The sequence below is a fragment of the Streptomyces soli genome (assembly GCF_003999195.1).
GTDB classification, from domain to species: Bacteria; Actinomycetota; Actinomycetes; order Streptomycetales; family Streptomycetaceae; genus Actinacidiphila; species Actinacidiphila soli.
Window position 1 is genome coordinate 1 of the sequence record NZ_RJVR01000216.1, and the last position, 17469, is coordinate 17469.

At 68.6% G+C, this 17469-nt stretch carries 15 protein-coding genes and 1 pseudogene; 10 read left to right on the forward strand and 6 right to left on the reverse strand.

Translation table 11 applies throughout. The features are described from left to right. Window positions 1–1087: 1087 nt before the first annotated feature. Complete coding sequence (locus EFK10_RS52170; RefSeq protein ID WP_127357118.1) at window positions 1088–1465, reverse strand: helix-turn-helix domain-containing protein; 378 nt, start codon at window positions 1463–1465, stop codon at window positions 1088–1090. Continuing rightward, on the reverse strand, window positions 1396–2292 hold the full coding sequence (locus tag EFK10_RS20505) for a helix-turn-helix transcriptional regulator (protein WP_127357119.1): 897 nt from the start codon (window positions 2290–2292) through the stop codon (window positions 1396–1398). Before EFK10_RS20505 ends, EFK10_RS52170 begins: the two co-directional genes overlap by 70 nt. A gap of 224 nt (window positions 2293–2516) precedes the next feature. Between EFK10_RS20505 and EFK10_RS20510 the strand changes: the two genes are divergently transcribed. Both EFK10_RS20510 and EFK10_RS20515 read left to right on the forward strand, forming a co-directional pair. Next, window positions 2517–2951 (forward strand): nuclear transport factor 2 family protein, encoded by a 435-nt coding sequence (locus tag EFK10_RS20510; protein ID WP_127357120.1) that lies wholly within the window; start codon window positions 2517–2519, stop codon window positions 2949–2951. Between the two features lie 200 nt (window positions 2952–3151). After that, a complete protein-coding gene (locus EFK10_RS20515; RefSeq protein ID WP_127357121.1) occupies window positions 3152–3988 on the forward strand; it encodes an SDR family oxidoreductase in 837 nt (278 codons plus the stop codon). Between the two features lie 174 nt (window positions 3989–4162). On the opposite strand, the gene EFK10_RS48780 is transcribed toward EFK10_RS20515, so the two are convergent. Continuing rightward, window positions 4163–4309 (reverse strand): hypothetical protein, encoded by a 147-nt coding sequence (locus EFK10_RS48780; RefSeq protein ID WP_206305523.1) that lies wholly within the window; start codon window positions 4307–4309, stop codon window positions 4163–4165. Window positions 4310–4825: 516 nt separating this feature from the next. Further along, window positions 4826–5698 carry an oxidoreductase gene (locus tag EFK10_RS20525; RefSeq protein WP_127357122.1) on the reverse strand — a complete coding sequence of 291 codons (873 nt, stop codon included), beginning with the start codon at window positions 5696–5698 and terminating at the stop codon, window positions 4826–4828. Window positions 5699–5836: 138 nt separating this feature from the next. Here EFK10_RS20525 and EFK10_RS20530 point away from each other — a divergent pair, with 138 nt between their 5' ends. Continuing rightward, a complete protein-coding gene (locus tag EFK10_RS20530; protein WP_206305524.1) occupies window positions 5837–6727 on the forward strand; it encodes a helix-turn-helix domain-containing protein in 891 nt (296 codons plus the stop codon). 327 nt (window positions 6728–7054) lie between these two features. Here EFK10_RS20530 and EFK10_RS20535 read toward each other — a convergent pair whose 3' ends face one another. Both EFK10_RS20535 and EFK10_RS20540 read right to left on the reverse strand, forming a co-directional pair. After that, window positions 7055–7735 (reverse strand): class I SAM-dependent methyltransferase, encoded by a 681-nt coding sequence (locus tag EFK10_RS20535; protein WP_127357123.1) that lies wholly within the window; start codon window positions 7733–7735, stop codon window positions 7055–7057. A 525-nt stretch (window positions 7736–8260) separates the two neighbouring features. Continuing rightward, window positions 8261–9298, reverse strand: a complete 1038-nt coding sequence (locus EFK10_RS20540) for a hypothetical protein (protein ID WP_127357124.1) — start codon at window positions 9296–9298, stop codon at window positions 8261–8263. A 12-nt stretch (window positions 9299–9310) separates the two neighbouring features. Between EFK10_RS20540 and EFK10_RS20545 the strand changes: the two genes are divergently transcribed. From EFK10_RS20545 to EFK10_RS20575, 7 genes and pseudogenes are all read left to right on the forward strand, one after another. Further along, the gene (locus EFK10_RS20545) at window positions 9311–9739 is read left to right on the forward strand and encodes a VOC family protein (protein WP_127357125.1); all 429 of its coding nucleotides are present in this window, start codon (window positions 9311–9313) and stop codon (window positions 9737–9739) included. A gap of 294 nt (window positions 9740–10033) precedes the next feature. Continuing rightward, window positions 10034–10786: a TnsA-like heteromeric transposase endonuclease subunit gene (locus EFK10_RS20550; protein WP_127357126.1), complete on the forward strand. Its 753-nt coding sequence runs from the start codon at window positions 10034–10036 to the stop codon at window positions 10784–10786. Beyond that, window positions 10783–11991, forward strand: a pseudogene (locus tag EFK10_RS20555) (integrase); the annotation flags it as partial. The gene EFK10_RS20550 and the pseudogene EFK10_RS20555, both read left to right, overlap by 4 nt. A gap of 138 nt (window positions 11992–12129) precedes the next feature. Further along, window positions 12130–13272, forward strand: coding sequence for a tyrosine-type recombinase/integrase (locus tag EFK10_RS20560; protein WP_240677353.1), 1143 nt, complete (start codon window positions 12130–12132; stop codon window positions 13270–13272). Window positions 13273–13274: 2 nt separating this feature from the next. Next, window positions 13275–15902, forward strand: a complete 2628-nt coding sequence (locus tag EFK10_RS20565; protein WP_127357208.1) for a tyrosine-type recombinase/integrase — start codon at window positions 13275–13277, stop codon at window positions 15900–15902. Beyond that, window positions 15899–16486, forward strand: a complete 588-nt coding sequence (locus EFK10_RS20570; protein ID WP_127357128.1) for a DUF6262 family protein — start codon at window positions 15899–15901, stop codon at window positions 16484–16486. Before EFK10_RS20565 ends, EFK10_RS20570 begins: the two co-directional genes overlap by 4 nt. 90 nt (window positions 16487–16576) lie before the next feature. Further along, on the forward strand, window positions 16577–17155 hold the full coding sequence (locus EFK10_RS20575) for a dienelactone hydrolase family protein (RefSeq protein WP_127357129.1): 579 nt from the start codon (window positions 16577–16579) through the stop codon (window positions 17153–17155). Window positions 17156–17469 lie beyond the last annotated feature (314 nt).

A 17469-nucleotide genomic window follows, 5' to 3' on the forward strand; every position in this document is an offset into this window, starting at 1 on the left:
TTCCACCTGACTCCCATGGAGCCAGACTGATCACTCGATCACGGAAGGGGTCACTTTTCATCGACCGAAAGAGGGTCACCGTTCAAAGATCGTCGACAAGAGGCATGGGGCGCGAGATCAGCCACTCAGTGCCGACCTCGGACCTACGCATTACGATGCACAGATCGTCGGTGCCCGATTTGCCGAGATTCCAAGGTCATCCAAAGCAAGAAACCCCAGGTCAGAGGCCTGACCTGGGGTTCACCATGGAGCCGCCTTCGGGATTCGAACCCGAGACCTACGCATTACGAGTACGAAAGCGATCATGCCGGATGCTGCCCGCCCGTGATGGCCTATGCCGTTTCCCCTGATCAGAGTGCGCACACCGGTCCAGCACGTATCACCTCATGCTGGCTGATCCAAAGGCGTCCGCGCTCCCCTTGCGCTCCCCGAGGGCACCGGTACGCCCTCACGACACGACGCTCGGATGGCTTCTACGAGATTCGCGGACGGTTCATGGCCGTTGACACCTGAAGGCACGCGCGCAGGCGACCGGCCCTTCTGGCAGCAGGAGTCCAATCCCCGCGTCGGCAAAAACATCATGTGCGGATCCCACAGACGGCAGCGCGCGTGGTGTTAACGGCCACGACCCGACGTCTGTGACCCCTCCGAGGGTCACCGAGGCCCCCTCCCCGTACCAAATGACCGCAGAAGCGGAGTGTCGTGAGCGCGTATTCCCCCGTGGGAGTCACCTGATGAGTACAACGACTGATCACCTGATCGAGGCCGCTGGCGGCGTGTCGCTTGCCGTGGCCGGGTGATAGCTCCGAGGGTGCTCACCGGTCTGCAGCGCCAGCGGGTTGTCGCGACCTCGGCTACCCGCGAGGGTGAGCCACTTCAGTTCCTGGTCGCGCCAGACGCTGAGGCCGAGGCTGCGATCCACGTGACCGGTGGCGACCGCCCTGCCGGTCGGCCCGCTTTGTGCCGACCGGCAAGTGACGGGTCACATGGTCGAGGGGCGCCCTAGGAGAGCGCCGGGATGGCGGAGCAACTCCTTCAGGGGACGCCCGGGCCGGGCGCCCTGAGCACTTGCGGTCGGCCAGGGCCATCAGCCCCCGACGGCGAACCGGCCCCGCCACTCACGAACCGTGTCCAGGTGCAGGCCCGTCTCGCGGGCGATACGCGCGTTGGAGCGCCCCCGTGCCGCGTGCAGGACGACCTGCGCGCGCAGGCGCAGCCGGTCCCGGATCAGGCGGACCACGTCCACCCCCTGCCCAGCCGGGTCATCCAGCTTCCAGTCCCGATACTGCTCGCCGGGGAAGACGGGGCAGGCATCTCCGCAGCCCATCGTGATCACCACGTCGGACGCCTGTACCGCCTCGGTGGTCAGCACCTTCGGTGGGCCGGTGTCGCCCGTCAGGGCTGCCGGGTCGACGGTTTGCTCGTGGATTCCGTGTCCTGCTCCTGTCCGGTCGTGGCGGACCAGCTGGCGAGCAGCTTCAGGCCGTCCTCGGCTGCGGTTTCGGGTGGCGCGCTGTAGACGACCACGCTCAGGCCGCTTTCGTCCGGCAGGCTCATGGTCTCCTGATCAAGTTCCAGGTCGCCGACGAGCGGATGGTTGAGGCGTTTGGTGCTCTCGCGGAAGACATGCACGTCGTGGGATCCCCACAGCACGCGGAAGGCGTCGCTGCGGGTGGACAGTTCACCGATCAGGTTCGTCAGTTCCCGGTCGTAGGGGTTTTTCCCCGCCTCGATGCGCAGCGCGCCCACGGCGAAGCGGGCCATACGCTCCCAGTCGGCGTAGAACCGCCTGGCCGCGGGGTTGAAGAACGCGAACCGGGCGACGTTCGCCCCGCAGGTCGGGTCGGCATACATCTGCGAGTACAGCGCCCGGCCCAGCGCATTGGCGGCCAGCGTGTCGAGGCGGTTGTTCATCACGTACGCCGGCAGCTCCGGCATCCCCTCGACGATCCGCGCCACGCTCGGCCGCACCGTCGGCCGAACCGCCCGCTGCCGGGCCCGCGCCTCGCCGACGCCGGCGACGCGGGCGAGGTCGTACAGGTACATGCGCTCGGTGTCGTCGAGCCGCAGGGCCTGGGCGAGGGCGTCCAGCACGCTGTCGGAGACACCTCTGAGGTTGCCGCGCTCCAGGCGCGTGTAGTACTCGACGCTCACCCCGGCGAGCGTGGCGACCTCACCCCTGCGCAGTCCGGGCACCCGCCGCTGACCGTACGCCGGCAGACCCGCCTGCTCGGGGGTGATCTTGTCGCGTCGGGAGCGGAGGAATGCGCTGACTGCGTCCCGGTTGTCCATGAGGACAGGGTAGGCACGCCGCGCGATGGGCGGGGGGCCCTGCCAGTACCCCTCACAGCAAAGACTCCCCCGTCACGGCCGTCTCCCGTTGCATGGTGCGTGCCCCGATCCCCCCGGGGCCCCGACCGGTGCGAGGACATACGAGCCCCGGCCGGCCGACCTTTCCAGTACCGAGTTCCCCATGAGGGCTTGCGTACCTGAACAAGACTGAAGGGGCACACAAGATGAGCAACCAGATCGAGACGGTGACGCAGAGCCCCTCGGATGTCGTGCGAGGGCTGTACGACGCGCTGAGCAAGGGCGACGTGCCGGGTGTCCTGGCCAAGCTCGCCCCCGAGGTGATCGTCGACGAGCCGAACCAGCTCCCCTACGGTGGCGTGCACCAGGGCCGCGAGGTGTTCGTGCAGTCGATCCTGGGCGCGATGATGGGCTACGCCGACGTCGCTATCACCGATGCCGAGGTGTTCGAGGGCCCGGCCGGCGTCATCGGAACGCTCACCGGAACGCTCACGGCCCACACCACCGGTGAGGAGTTCCCGCTGACCATGGTCGAGATCCACCAGGTCGAGGACGGCACGGTGCGCAAGATCGACGTCTACACCAAGAACCCCCACGAGCTCGCCGCGTTCTTCGCGCGCGCCGAGGCGGGCACCCGCTAACGACGACACGCTTCACAGTCCGGCCGAGTTGCCTCACGGCAGCGCGAGCAGCTCGGCCGACTCATGACCAGGCCCAGGCCGTCGCATCGACGACCCCCTGCCGGCATCAGCGATACCAAGGCCAGCCGCTCGGACTGCGCGCGTGGCTTCAAGCCGACTCGAAATCGTAGCCACGCGCACGACACAGCGAAGGAAACACCATGACCACCACCTGGTTCATCACCGGCACCTCCTCAGGCTTCGGGCGCCTGCTCACCGAACACCTCCTGGCCCGTGGCGACCGTGTCGCCGCCACGCTCCGTCGGCCCGAGGCTCTCGACGACCTCCACGCCGAGCACGGCGACCGGCTCTGGACCGCCCAGCTTGATGTCACCGACACCGAGCGAGTGCGTCATGTCGTCAACGAGGCGTTCGAGGCCCTCGGCACGATCGACGTCGTCGTAAACAACGCCGGCTATGGCCTCCTCGCCTCCGTCGAGGAGGCATCCGACGAGCAGATCCGGCGCGTCATCGACACCAACCTGCTCGGCTCGATCCATGTCATCCGCGCCGCCCTCCCGCACCTGCGCGCCCAGGGCCGAGGCCGCATCCTGCAGGTGTCCACCGCGGGCGGTCAGACGACCTATCCGAGCCTCAGCTACTACCACGCCTCCAAGTGGGGCATCGAGGGGTTCTGCGAGACCGTCGCCCGGGAGATCGCGCCGTTCGGCATAGCCCTGACCATCATCGAGCCGGGCGCGACCCCCACCAACTTCGGCAGCTCGCTCGACACCACACCGCCCCTGCTCGAGTACGAGAACACCCCCGCGGCCCAGACCCGGCAGGCGTTCCTGGGCGGGCACTTCCCGGTGCCCAACAGCGCGGAGAAGATCGCGGACGCGATGATCGACCTCGTTGACTCCGGCGCGACTCCTCTCCGCATCCCGCTCGGCCCCGACACCTACGAAGACGTCCGCGCTGCCCTCACCGGCCGGCTCGCCGCGCACGAGGCTCATCGCGACGTCGCCCACTCGGTGGCGGCCACAACCGTCGGGTGACCGAAACCCGCGTCAGCCGGCGATCCGCTCTCAGACCACCATGCGCCGCGTTCCCGTACGGCCTCATGCGGCCCGATCGATTGCCGCTCACCGCAATACGGGACGCAACTGCGGTGGACGGCACCCCGGTCCAGGAGAACACCTCCGGCAGGTCCACGCGCGCCAGCATCGCGTTCACCGCGGCCCGCAGGAGGTCTGCGGCGGCGAGGTGGAGCCGGCAGGCGCAGTCGAGGGCGTCTTCGGGGTGCCGGTGAAGGCGCCGGGGGGTAGCAGGGAATCCTCGTAGCGGTCGCTGCCGGCGTAGTAGAGGGCGAAGCCCATCGGCTCGAGATACCCCCGTAGCGCAGGCGCATCAGCTTGACGGCCTCGCCGTCGGCCAGTTCGCCTTCCACGTAGGCGAATGCCCCGCGGTGACGGATGTGCAGGTTCGTCAGTTGCGGCCAGGCGGTGCGGACGTGTCAGGCCAGCCGCTGGGCGAGTAACAGCTGGGTATGCTCCGGCGTCGTGGGCATGGCGGCCACCTTGCCGGATCGCCCGGCACCGGATGCGGCAGGCTGCCGACCGTACTCCGCCCCCTGGCAGGGCGGCGGAGCCATGCCTCGGCAGCGCGCGGCGGGGTACGCAGCGCTGCGGGAGTGACGGACTCGCTGAGCAACTCGTCCACGCTGGCGCCGGGACCAGGAGCGGGCGGGGCGTGCCGAAGGGCCCCCTCATTCAGTCGGTTGGAACGTCCACGCTGGCCGCCCCCGTGGAGGGTCCTTGAACCAACCATCTCGCCGCCCCGTGGTGGGCAACCCGACCCCTGCCCCGGTCAGCCACCACTCGGCGGACCGCCGACTACTCTCCGCCGCCGATGGCATCCAGCTCGGCGAGTGCGTCGGCGGGCAGTTCGAGGGCGGCGCCTGCGATGTTCTCGCGCAGGTGCTCTGCTGAGGACGTCCCTGGAATGAGCAGCAGGTTCGGTGAGCGCTGCAGCAGCCAGGCGAGTGCCACCGACATCGGCGTGGTCTCCAGCTGCTTGGCGACCCGGTGCAGGGCGTCCGACTGCAGCGGCGACATGCCGCCCAGTGGCCAGTACGGCACGTAGGCGATGCCCTGCCGCGCCGTGCTCTCGACCAGTTCGTCGTCTTGGCGGTTGGCGATGTTGTAAAAGTTCTGCACACAGGCCACCGGTGCGATCGACTGTGCCTCAGCGAGTTGGTCCGCGTCGACCGTGCTCAAGCCGAGATGTCGGATCAGCCCCTGCTCGCGGAGTTCGGCGAGCGCGCCGAACTGCTCGGCGATCGAGCCCGGTTCAGGCGAGTCGAAGCCGCCGACCCGCAGATTGACCACGTCGAGCACACCGAGGCGGAGGCGTCGGAGGTTGTCGTGGACCTGCTGTACCAGTTCGGCGGGGGTACGGGCGTGCGGCCATCCGCCCTGCTCATCGCGGCGAGCGCCGACCTTGGTGACGATGTGCAGGCCCTCCGGGTACGGCGCGAGGGCCTCGCGGATGATCTCGTTGGTGACGTGCGGGCCGTAGAAGTCGGCCGTGTCGATGTGCGTGATGCCCAGTTCGACGGCTGTGCGCAACACGGCGATCGCAGCGTCTCGGTCCTCGGGCGGGCCGAAGACGCCCGGCCCGGCCAGCTGCATAGCGCCGTAGCCGAACCGGGTGAGGGTGAGGTCACCCAGGCGGTAGGTGCCGCCGGGAAGCTCGTTGCCGGTCATGGTTTCCTTTCCTGCTCCCCGGCATCTCCGGGAGCCAGATCCACGCTACAAAGCCCTCGTGGACATAGCCTGTGCCCTGGTCATCCTGGGGGTATCAGGGCCAGGCACGGCGGCCGACGAGCTCGTAGCATCGAAGACATGAGCAGGCCGAATGCGCTCGGGGAGTACCTGCGGGCACGCCGTGAGCTGACCGACCCAACAGACGCGGGGCTGCCGGTCGTGGGCGTCCGCCGTACCCCTGGGCTGCGGCGGGAAGAGGTCGCCACCCTGGCCGGGATCAGCGCCGACTACTACCTGCGCCTGGAGCAGGGGCGCGACCGCAACCCGTCCCCGCAGGTGCTGGAGGCCCTGGCGCGGGTGTTCCGGCTGGACGCGAGCGCCACACACCACCTGTTGAGCCTGGTGGCTGTCCGCCCGGCCGCCCGCCGGAGACCACGCCGCGAGGTGGTGTCGGCCGGGGTCCGACAACTGCTCGACGCGATCAACCTGCCGGCGTTCGTGGAGAGCCGGATGTTCGACGTGCTCGCGGCGAACCGCCTGGCCACCGCCGTGTCACCCAGCATCCGGCCGGGCGTCAACCGATTGCGTGCGATCTTCCTCGACCCCGCCGAGCGGGACCTGTGGCAGGACTGGGAGCAGACAGCCCGGGGCATGGTCGCCGGGTTCCGCGCATCTGTGGGCGGCGACGTCGAGGATCCGCGGATCGCTCAGCTGGTCGGCGAGCTGTCGCTGGCCAGCGAGCCGTTCCGGCGACTGTGGGCTCGGCATGACGTCACCGCGCTGGCCGGAGGCTCGATGCGGCTGCACCACCCGCAGGTCGGCCTGCTCGAACTGCGCCGGGAAAAACTGCCGCTCGGCGACACCGACGGACAGATGCTGGCGATCTACCACGCCGAGCCCGGCTCAGCGACGGCCCGTGCGCTCGGCTCCCTCGCTTCTCCGACCGCCACGCAGGCGTACCCCACCGCTTCAGCATCCGATAACGGCACCGCGTCGGGCCGAGCAGTCGCTGCGAGGCCCCGAGCCTGACAGCAGTGTCGGCAAACGATCGTTTACCGACACTTGAGGGCCCGGTCCGAGGCCCAGGCGAGTGACCTGTGACAGCGAACCCTGACCATTTGCCATGGAAGGTTAACCACTGCTCAGTTCGTGCCATCGAAGATTGACCACCGAGGTCAACGTGCTGGATACCGTCCCGATTGTCGGTGGCTTCGGAGCCGGGCAGGACGCCGAGGCGAACTCATCGACACGCGAGCCGGAACGGCTGTGCGGTTTCGGAGTAACGAGAACACCCTTGATCTATGGCTCGGTCATCGGGTCTGCCCAGCTGCCGGGCCTGCTGCGAGCGGAGGGGTCTCAGCGCAGCCGGCGCACGCGCAGCACCAGGTCGTCGGTATGGTGCGCGCCGGCGCCGCCGTCGGGTGCCACGCGTGGCCGCTGCTCGTCCACCTCCACCTCCCAGTCGTCGTCGAGCAGAGCGGCGACCATCGAGGGCCAGACGTAGTCAGCCGGGTCGAAGCCGCTCTCGTGCGCCTGCTGGGTGTCCATCCCCGCGTGGTGTACGAGGAGCAGCACGCCTCCGGGCGCGACGGCCGCGAGCAACGCTCGCTCGGCTGCGGCGTCGGGGGTGCGCAGCAGGGCTGGGTACTGCGCGGAGACCAGGTCGAAGTAAGCCGGTGGGAGCCCCGCCTCCGTCAGTGCGGCGTGTACCCAGCGAACGGCGAGGCCAGCGTCCCGCGCGTGCCCGGCCGCCCGCTCCAGCGCCACGCCCGAGACCTCGAGCGCGGTCACGTCCCAGCCGCCGCGCGCGAGCCAGACGGCGTCCGCGCCCTCGCCACAGCCGACGTCGAGCACCCGCCCGGGTGTGAGCCCAGCGACCTCGGCCACCAGCGCACCGTTGGGCTGGCCGCTCCACAGCTGTTGTCGGTCGGTGTAGCGGTTGTCCCACTCCGCCCGCACCGCGGGGTCTCCGACGTATCCGTCGGCAGGCAAGGGGGCGTCGGACGTGGGCGATCCTGCTGCGATGTTGTCGGTCACGGGCCCACCGTCGCCGATCGTGTCCCGGTCAGGCCACTCCTGTTGCCGGTCCGGCAAAACGGCGTCCAAGGGGACAGCCGGGCGTAGTCGCACTGGACGTCATCGAAGCAGACTGGCCGCGGCCTCCCAACCTGCGCAGTCAATCTTCGATGGGTGCAGATCTTTTGAGGGTCTGGCCCACCTGCGGTTTTGTACGGATCGAGTCCATCGTCGCCACGGAGCCCATCACGGCCGACCTGCCCCGTCCGTCTCTCACGGCACCCGTTGCTCCGCGTCGGCGCCCTACGGCCGGGCGTAACTGACACGGCGTAGCCGTGCTGGATCACGAACCCGCAGGTCACGCTCGTGCAAGACACCCTCAAAGGATCTGCACCCATCTTCGATGGCACAAACCGTCGTCGGTCAGTCTTCGGTGGCAATCGGCCAAGGATCGATGGCACGGGACAGTGAGACATGTTGTCCTCTGTCATCCAAAAGAGGCGTTTGACAGCGAACCCAGTCGTTTCGGCTTCCTTGCCAGTGAACCTAGTCGTACGGGGCGAGGGACTGAGGATGCCGAGTGGCCGTACCGGCTGGGGTGGATCTTGCGGAGGCGTACGTCGAGTTGTCGTACGTGGACGGGTACTCGCCCTTGTCGTTGGCCAGGCGGCCGGTCAGCAGTCCGGCGTCGCGCCACTTCTTGACGGTGTTGGGGTGGAGTGCCAGGCGGCGGGCGATCTCGTTGAGGCTGACCATGCCGAGGTCGGCGAGGCGTTGGGGATGGCTGCGAAGGCGGTAAGCCCGGCGGATGTGTTTGACGATCCCGACATGAATAGGCTGGTTCATCCCGCTGACCTGGCCTTGCGCGGTGAGGACCTCGGCGATCTGGCCGTCGGTGTGGTCATCAAGAAGGCCGTCGATGGCGGCGACGATGTGCGCGGGGGTCTGGCGGATCTGCCAGGACGCGAGTGGGACGGGCATGACCAGGGTGTGCTCCTGGCCGCCGCGCAGGCGGACGTGGGCGGTGATCTGCTCGGCGCGGACCAGGGTGACGTCGGTGACCAGCAGGCGGGCCAGCCGTTTTCGTTCCCGCACCGGGGTGGCCGGGTCGGTCCACAATCTCGGGAAGTCGCTGGCCAGGGCGGTGATCCGGGCGCGTTGGGCAGCATCCAGGGTGCCGGTTCCGGTGGCTTTCGTCTTCTCGTAGGTGTCGGTGGCCTCGACGAGTTCGCGCAAGGCGGCGTTCCAGTCGGCTTCCAGGCTGGTGGCGACCAGGCGGTTGTCGGGGTCCACGGCGAGGTAGCGGCGCCGGGCGAGGTCGGTTTGGTAGCGGGCGCGTTCGACGGCGGCGGCTCGCAGTTGGTCGGCTTCATCCGCGCGGGTGGCGAGTTCCTCGGCGACCGCGAGGGCTGCCTCCAGTGCGAGCGGGGTGAGGGCGTTGACCAGCAGTTGTCCGACGGCGGCGTCGACACCGACGCCGTGGACGCGCTGGCAGATCGGATTGCCGTGCTCGATGCCCTTGGCCTGGCAGGGAGGGGCGCGGCGATGACACCCTGGGGGGTTTCGCTGAGCAGCACGCGCCAATACGGTGGCCCGATGATGTCGATCAAGAAGTTCCAAGTCACCTTCGACTGCGCAGAACCTGAGCGCCTCGCTCGTTTCTGGTGCGAGGTGTTGGGGTACGTCGTACCGCCGCCACCGGAGGGGTTTGCCACTTGGGACGATTTCAAGCGCTCGCTGCCACCTGAGCAGCAGGACGCATGGTTTGCCTGCAGTGATCCCTCAGGCGTGGGCCCGCGACTGTACTTCCAGCGCGTCCCCGAAGGGAAGGCTGCCAAGAACCGGCTGCATCTTGACGTGCGGGTTGGCACCGGACTCGTGGGTGAAGAGCGCCTCGCCGCACTTGAGGCCGAGTGCGCACGACTGGTCCCGCTCGGCGCGGTACACGTGCGAACGCTGTATGACGGCAATGATTCGTGCATCCCGATGCAGGACATCGAGGGCAACGAGTTCTGTATCGACTGAGGGGCCGCGAACGTGTCCTCCCAGATCAACTGAGACGGCACCGGGCAACCGTACGTCCGGGACCAGGTCCACTGAGATTTCCAGCGTCACAGCGTCTCAGTTCTTCTGGTCGCTGCAGGTCACAGGCATCACCAGGGACCAGATCATCTGAGACGGGACAGGGTGTCACGCTGTCACGAGGTGTCCTGTGATGACCGCTCTCATCCAATCGAGGCGTTTACTCAGCGAACCCAGTCGTTTCGCCTTCCGTCTCAGTGAACCTAGTCGTGTGGCTGATCGCACTGGGGGTGCTGGGTGGCTGTACCGACTGGGGTGGATCTTGCGGGGCCGTACATCGAGTTGTCGTATGTGGACGCCGTACGCGAGCGACAACGGCGGCCGCTGCTGGACTGCGTGACGGGCCGCTTCGAGGACGTGGTGCCGGTGCGGCCCTTTCGGTGGGCTCGCGGTGAGCGTCACTTCGCGGGCTGGTATTGGGTGGCGGTGACCGGGCAGCACGTCGGCTTCGAGTCCTGGTTGGAGCGGGACCGGCTCCTGCTCATGGACTTCGACCCGCAGGTGACAGGGGTCGCCTCGCAGCCGTTCTGGCTGCACTGGCACGACGGCGAACGGGAGCGTCGGCACGCTCCGGACTACTTCGTCCGCCGCGCGGATGGCTCGGCGGTGGTCGTCGACGTCCGCGCGGATGAGCGGATCGAGCCGAAGGACGCGCAGGCGTTCGAGGTGACGCGGTTGGCCTGTGCTCAGGCGGGGTGGGGCTTTGAGCGGGTCGGGACGCCGGGGGCGGTGCTGCTGGCGAATGTCCGGTGGCTTTCACGCTACCGGCACCCACGGTGCCTACTGCGACCGGTCGCGGACCGGTTGCTGCAGGTCTTCGCGGAGCCTGGTCCGCTGTTGCTTGGAGCCGACGCTGCTGGTGACCGGCTCGCGACCCTGCCCACCCTGTTTCATCTGCTCTGGCTCCAAGCGCTGACCTTCAAGGATCCATCGGTCGAGCTGATGGGTCCGCGCACGGTCGTGAGCCTGAACGGCGAGGGTGCCCAATGAGCGGGAGCGGGCGGAAGGTTCCGCCCACGGCCAGGATCGCGGAGTTTCCCGAGACGGCGGCTGAACAGGCCCATTGGTGGGAGAGACACATTCTCGAAGTGCTGCACGGCTTACCGCCGTCTGCTTCCGAGGGGGCGGTCCCGCGGCCGGAGTTCGATCCGAGACGGCACTCGCTGGCTGAGCGCGAGCGAGCGAAAGCAGCCGAACTGACGGCGGCTGGACACAAGGTGACAGCCAGCGGGATCAAGCAGCGGCGCCAGCGCTATCAGCGTGACGGACTGGTCGGGCTGGCCGACGGCCGGTCGGCCAAGCAGATGCCTGCCTTCGGCAACGTCGATGCGACGGTGGTGGAGGCGATGCGGCAGGCGATCGGCGAGACGGCCGAGGACTCGTCGAAGACGATCGGGTTCATCGCCTGGCGGGCCAAGGAAATCCTGGCTGGCCGTGAGGACGCCGCCGACGTCGAGGTTCCTTCGCGGGCCACCCTCTACCGGCTCTACGGCAAGCTGGCGGCCGGCACGCATGCGACGGGCTCGGCCCGCACGCGCCGGTCGGTCAACGCACGGCCGCCCGGCCCCTTCGGAGAGGTGCCGGCCAGTGCGCCGGGCGAGCTCATGCAGATCGACTCGACCCCGCTGGACGTGCTGGTGCGGCTGGACGACGGCATCGCGGAGAAGGTCGAGCTGACCGCGATGGTCGACATCGCGACCCGGTCGATCACTGCGGCGGTGCTGCGGCCGACGACGAAGGCGGCCGACGCCTCCGCACTGCTGGCCCGCAGTGTCACCCCGGAGGCGATGCGGCCGGGCTGGTCACAGGCCCTGCTGATGTCGCGTTCGGTGCTGCCGCACCGACGGCTGCTGACCTTGGACGAGCGCCTGGAGCACGCGGCGGCACGACCGGTGATCGTTCCGGAGACGATCGTCTGCGACCACGGCAAGGTGTTCATCTCGAACAACTTCCGGGCGTCCTGCCGCTATTTGGGCATCAACCTGCAACCTGCCCACAAGGCGACGCCGACGGACAAGGGCACGATCGAGAAGACTCTGGGCTCAGTGGCCACGCTGTTCGCTCAGTTCGTCGCGGGCTATACCGGCTCGACCACGGACCGCCGTGGCCGGAAGCTGGAGGACGGGCCGCTGTGGTCGTTGCCCGAGTTGCAGAGCCTTCTCGACGAGTGGGTCGTCGCGGTCTTTACCGACCGTGAGTTGTGCTGCCCGTGATGTCCGCCTGGGCCTGTGACATGGACGTCATGGGCTCGTTTACCGACCGGGACCGGAACGTCTGCCATGTTCCGGAGTCGGTACGGAGGACGAGTGGTACGGCACATCGTGGTCGGGGACTTGAGGGTCCAGCGGAAGGGCGGACGGCGATCGTGGACGATCGTCTGGCCCGAGGGCACCATCCATACGGAGGCAGACCGGTTCCTGCGCGTCCATGACGGCACTGGCACCCAGAAGACGTACGCGTACTACCTGGTGGATCATCTGCGGTGGCTGGAGCGTGAATGCCTGGCCTTCGACACAGTCCAAGTACGCGACCTCGAACGGTACATGGGCATCGTCGGCGCCGAGGTCCGTATGCCGCTCGGCGAGCCCTGGCGGGTCGGCAAGCGCCCCTATGACCGGTCCGCACTGTCGATCGCGGCGTCCTGTTTGAAGGGCTTTTACCTGCACCAAGCCTCCCTCGGCATCAACGTCGACCTCGGCGAGAAGCTGGATGGCACCCGGCTCCCGTCGCGGGTGGATCGTCGTCGCTCGTTCCTCGGACATGTGAAGTCCGCGATGCCCGCGAACCCGCTCGCGCCGAAGGGCCCACACCGCCGGCATCCGAAGATGCTCCCGGACGGGGCGAGGGACAGGCTGCTGGAGAGAGTGAACTCGGCCCGGGACCGGCTGGTGGTGACCTGGCTCGCCGACGGCGGCCTTCGGGTCGGTGAGCTCTGTGGGCTGCACCTGGTTGACCTGCATCTGCGTGAGAACGCGGCCTGCAACGAGTGCCGCAGCCCTCACCTGCATGTCTGCCATCGTCCGAACAATCCGAACCGGGCCGAGGCCAAGACCAAGCACTCCTGGCAGGTTGAACACGGCACGGTGACAGGCGGGTTGATCAAGCGCGTCAGCCCGGCGATGGTGCACGCCTACTTCGAGTACATGACGACCGAGTACCCGCGCGGGGCCGGACACGGCATGCTCCTGGTTCAGCTCCACGGCGCCGGCACCGGGCAGCCCTGGGCTCCGGTCGGCGCCCGTCGGATGCTCGGCCGGGCCGGGAAACGCGCTGGCCTGGGGCTTGTGAAACCCCATGCTTTCAGGCACACGTTCACCTCCGCGGTTCTTGATGCTGCCGACGGCAACCTGCTGATCGCCCGAGACGCCGGCGGCTGGGCCTCGACGGCTACGGTCGACGAGGTCTACGGACATGTCGACGTCCACGACCCCACTTTCGACGCCGCCCTGCGCACGGTCTGGGGTGAGCCGAAGTGAGCATGACGACGCCCCTGCTGCCGCAGCAGGACCCCCGCGCTGGCCGGGACCGGCTGGAAATCCTCACCGTGCTGATCAGCGCCCCGTCGTTCGACCCGCTGTTCCGTCCCGATGTCGTCAAGATCCCGCCGAACCATGCTGTCTACCGGTGGAATTGCCTCTGCGCTGACTGCGAGCGGTCCACGATGGGACATGGCGACCTGTGCTCTTCTCACGAGATGCTCTGGCGCGAGCACCGCGACCTGGGTGGAGAACGAGCCGAGTTCCTCCGCACCGCGCCGCCCGTCGGCCCCGGGGAGGGGATCGAGCAGCGATCCTGCCGGATCTGTCCCGGGCGGCCCGCTCGGCACCACACGCTGGCGCTCTGCCACTACCACGAGTTTCGTTGGTATAACCAGCGCGGCCGCCGCGGCGGTGACCTCGACTTCGATGCCTGGCTCGTCGATCAGCAATCGCATCCCGGCTTCGGCAATTGCCAGGTCCAGGTCTGCCCGGAACTCGCAGACTCCCCGCTCGGGCTGTGTTTCCGCCACGAGCGCCGCTACCGCAGGCAAGGCAGGCCGGGAGGAGCGACGCTGCCGTCGCAGTGGGGCACCCGCTTCGGGCGCCGGGGATTGGTCACGCCGGTCAGCTACGAGGACGAGCTCGCCTTCCGGCGCTGGTGCGGGAGCGCCGGGGCCGTGCTCCGGCCTGCGCAGGTCAATCTCCGGGGGCTGCATCCGCTGCTGCGGGCCGAGATCAAGTGGGGCATGTTCACCTATACCCAGAAGGCACACGGCCGATGGGAACTGGTCACCTGGCAGGGCTTGGCGAACTTCGCCCGCGAGCACGGTCTGCGGTCGCTGACGGATGCGGGCCCCGAGGAGGAACGGCTGCTGCAGAAGGCGGCCAGCCGCGAGGCGGTCCACATCGTCCGGGCCGTGGCCGGCTGGCTGCAGCCTCTCTACGTGACGCCGGCCGAGACGCGCGAGCTCGGATACATCCTCACCGAGCACTTCGGGCGGAAGCTCACCGGCCGCTCGGTCCACATGGACCTCACGGGCGTCTCCCAGCGATGGCTCCGCGACCTCATCTGGGACCACCTCGTCGCAATCCTGCGTTCTCCCGGCTGCCCGCGCAGCGGAAGCACTTTCGACGACATGCGCCGAGCCGGTCTGGAGCTGAGTACCTTCCTGGAACTCCACGCGCCGTCCGGCGGCCACGACCCGCGAGCCTTGACGGCAGACCATATGCACCAGTTCGTCGCCGACCAGCGGCAACGCGAGAGGGACGGGCTCGTCTCGCTCGCGGCCAGAGGGCGCCCGGGCAAGCAGTCGATCGTGACCGACAACACCCGCCAGCGCGTGTTCCACCGCACCCGGCGCCTCCTGCGCGGGGCAATGGAATCGGGAGAGGCCGAACGCCTCGGCCTGGACCGCGCGTTCATCGGCGCCATGCCTGCCCCAGGACGGACAGTCCGCCGTTCGCGGCCGCCGTTCGCCGACGGGGTCGCCCGCGCGCTCGCCGACGAGACCAACCTGCGCGGACTCTCCGAAACCTACGACCCGTTCGACCGCGGCCTGCGGGACGCCTGGGAGACGATCATCGTCACCGGCCGCCGCTGCGGAGAAGTCCTCCAGCTCCGCCTGGACTGCCTCGGCCGCTACGGCGGACTCCCCATGCTCTGGCACGACCAGACCAAAGTCGGCAACTACGACCAGGCCCTGCGCATCCCTGAGCGAGTCCACCAACTCCTTCAAGCCCGCCAGCGCAAGACCCTGGCCCTGTTCGAGACCCGGAACAACCGGCCGCCCACCGCCGAGGAACGCGCCCAGATGGCGTTGTTCCCCACCAACATCCGCAACCGCGACGGCCATCGGCCGCTGAGCTACAAGTGGTTCCACAAGGGCTTCAAGCTCTGGATCGACGATCTCGACATCGGCCGCTGGGTTCCTCATCAGGCTCGCCACAGTCTGGCGACCAGCCTGCTGCGGGCCGGGGCAAGCTTGACGCACGTCCGCCGCTACCTCGGCCACGTCTCCGAGCGGATGGCCGAGCACTACATCCACCTGACCCAGTCCGATCTGGAGGACGTCCTCCAGCACGTCTGGGTCGCCGGCCCTGGCAGCCCCAGACCCGGTGAAGTCCTCACCGAGCCGACCACCCCGCTCACCCGCGAGCAGGCCCAGGCCCTCGCCATCGATCTATCCCGCCGGAGCACCCCCGCCGAAGGCGGCTTCTGCACCTTCCAGCCCGTCGTCGACGGCGGCGCATGCCCCTGGAACCTCGACTGCCACAACTGCGACAAGTTCGTCCTGTCCGGCGCCGACCTCCTCTACTGGCGGCGCAAGCGCGAACAGTGGCGGCTGTTGGCCGAGGGCGCCCCGGACGACGCCACCGCCGACTACCTTCACCGCTACTTCGAGCCCACCGCCCGCGCCATCGACGGCCTGGAGAAGGCCCTGGCCGGCCTCGGCCTCCTCGACGACGCCCTCGCCCTGGACCTGCGCAAACCCCAGGACTACTTCCACCGCGTGTGGTCCACCGCCTTCCGCGCCGCTGACCTCGCCGACGCGGGCGACGACGAGCAGAGCAAGTACAGCGATACGTGCACAGCCGACGGCGACGACCCCGAACAGGACATCGCATGAAGACCGCTGCCGTTCCAGCCCCCCGCACCGCCGCTGCCCTGGCCGCCCGCCGCCACAAGACCGAGACCGCCCTCCAACGGGTCCGCGAAGCCATCACCCGACTCCGGCGCGAGAAGGCCCAGGTCAGCGTCGCCGCTGTTGCCCGTCGCGCGGACGTCTCGCGCACCTTCCTCTATGACAACTCCGAGGCCCGAGCCGCCATCGCCACCGCGATGGCCGAGACCGGAGACCGCCGGACTCAGTTGCTCGCCGACCAGGACGATGAGCACGAGGCGACCTGGCGCGAACGTGCCCTGAACGCCGAAGATGCCCTCAAAGCGGCTCACGGCGAGATCATCGCCCAGCGGGCCCGCACTGGTGAACTCCTCGGCCAGATCCGGGACTTGCAGGCTGAGTGGACAGAAGAAGCTATCCAGCGGATCACCACCGAGAACACCACACTCAAGCAGCGGGTCCGCCAGCTCACCGCCGACAACCGCGCCCTCGACGAGCGGCTCAAGGCCGCCCGCTCCAACCTCCGCTTCCAAGACCGGCGCGTTGCCGACCTCGAAGCCCGCCTCACCGACCCGGCTTCAACGATCTGATCCCGTTCGGCTACGACCCGCGGATGTCAGTGGCGCGGGCCATACTCGTGCTGCGGCGCCGCCCGGGCACCGCAGCACGAGGGGAGCGACATGGCTGAGGTGCTGGTTTTCCACCACGGGCACGGGCTGACCGTCGGCGTCCGTGAGTTCGCCGAGCAGCTGCGACGGGCCGGACACACCGTCCACGTCCCGGACCTGTATGAGGGGCAGGTATTCGACAGCCTCGAGGAGGGCATGGGTTACGCCGAGGACGCCGGGTTCGGCACGGTCATCGCCCGCGGAACCGCCGCCGCCGAGGGGCTGCCTGCGGAACTCGTCTACGCCGGGTTCTCGCTCGGCGTCCTGCCGGCGCAGAAGCTGGCCCAGACCCGCCCCGGCGCGAAGGGCGCGTTGCTGCTGGAGGCTTGCGTCCCGGTCGCGGAGTTCGGCGGCGCCTGGCCCCACGAGGTCCCGGTCCAGGTCCACGGCATGGACGCGGATCCGTTCTTCGCCAGGGAGGGCGATGTGGACGCGGCCCGCGCGCTCGTCGAGACAGCTGCGGATGCCGAGCTGTTCCTCTATCCCGGCGACAGGCACTTGTTCACCGACAGCAGCCTGCCGTCATACGACGAGCAGGCCGCCGCACAGGTCTCTCATCGAGTGCTGGACTTCCTCGACCGCATCAAATAGCCCGGCATTTCGGCGAGGGCGACCAAGGCCAAAAGCCGCCCGCTCCAACCTCCGCTTCCAGGACCGGCGCGTTGCCGACCTCGAAGCCCGCGTCCGAACCGGGATCAGCGACGTGGTCCTGCCTCGCTGACCACCTCACGGCCCGTCCACCGTCCCGGTGGACGGGCCGTCCCACGAGACCACCCGGACGAGCTACAGCAACGGCCCCAACTCATCTTCACGGACATGTAGTCTATGAATCACCGCAGGTCAGAGCCAGAACACGAGCTCCCGCGGTCGGTAAAGACCGCTGGCAGACCAGGCCGCATGACGGG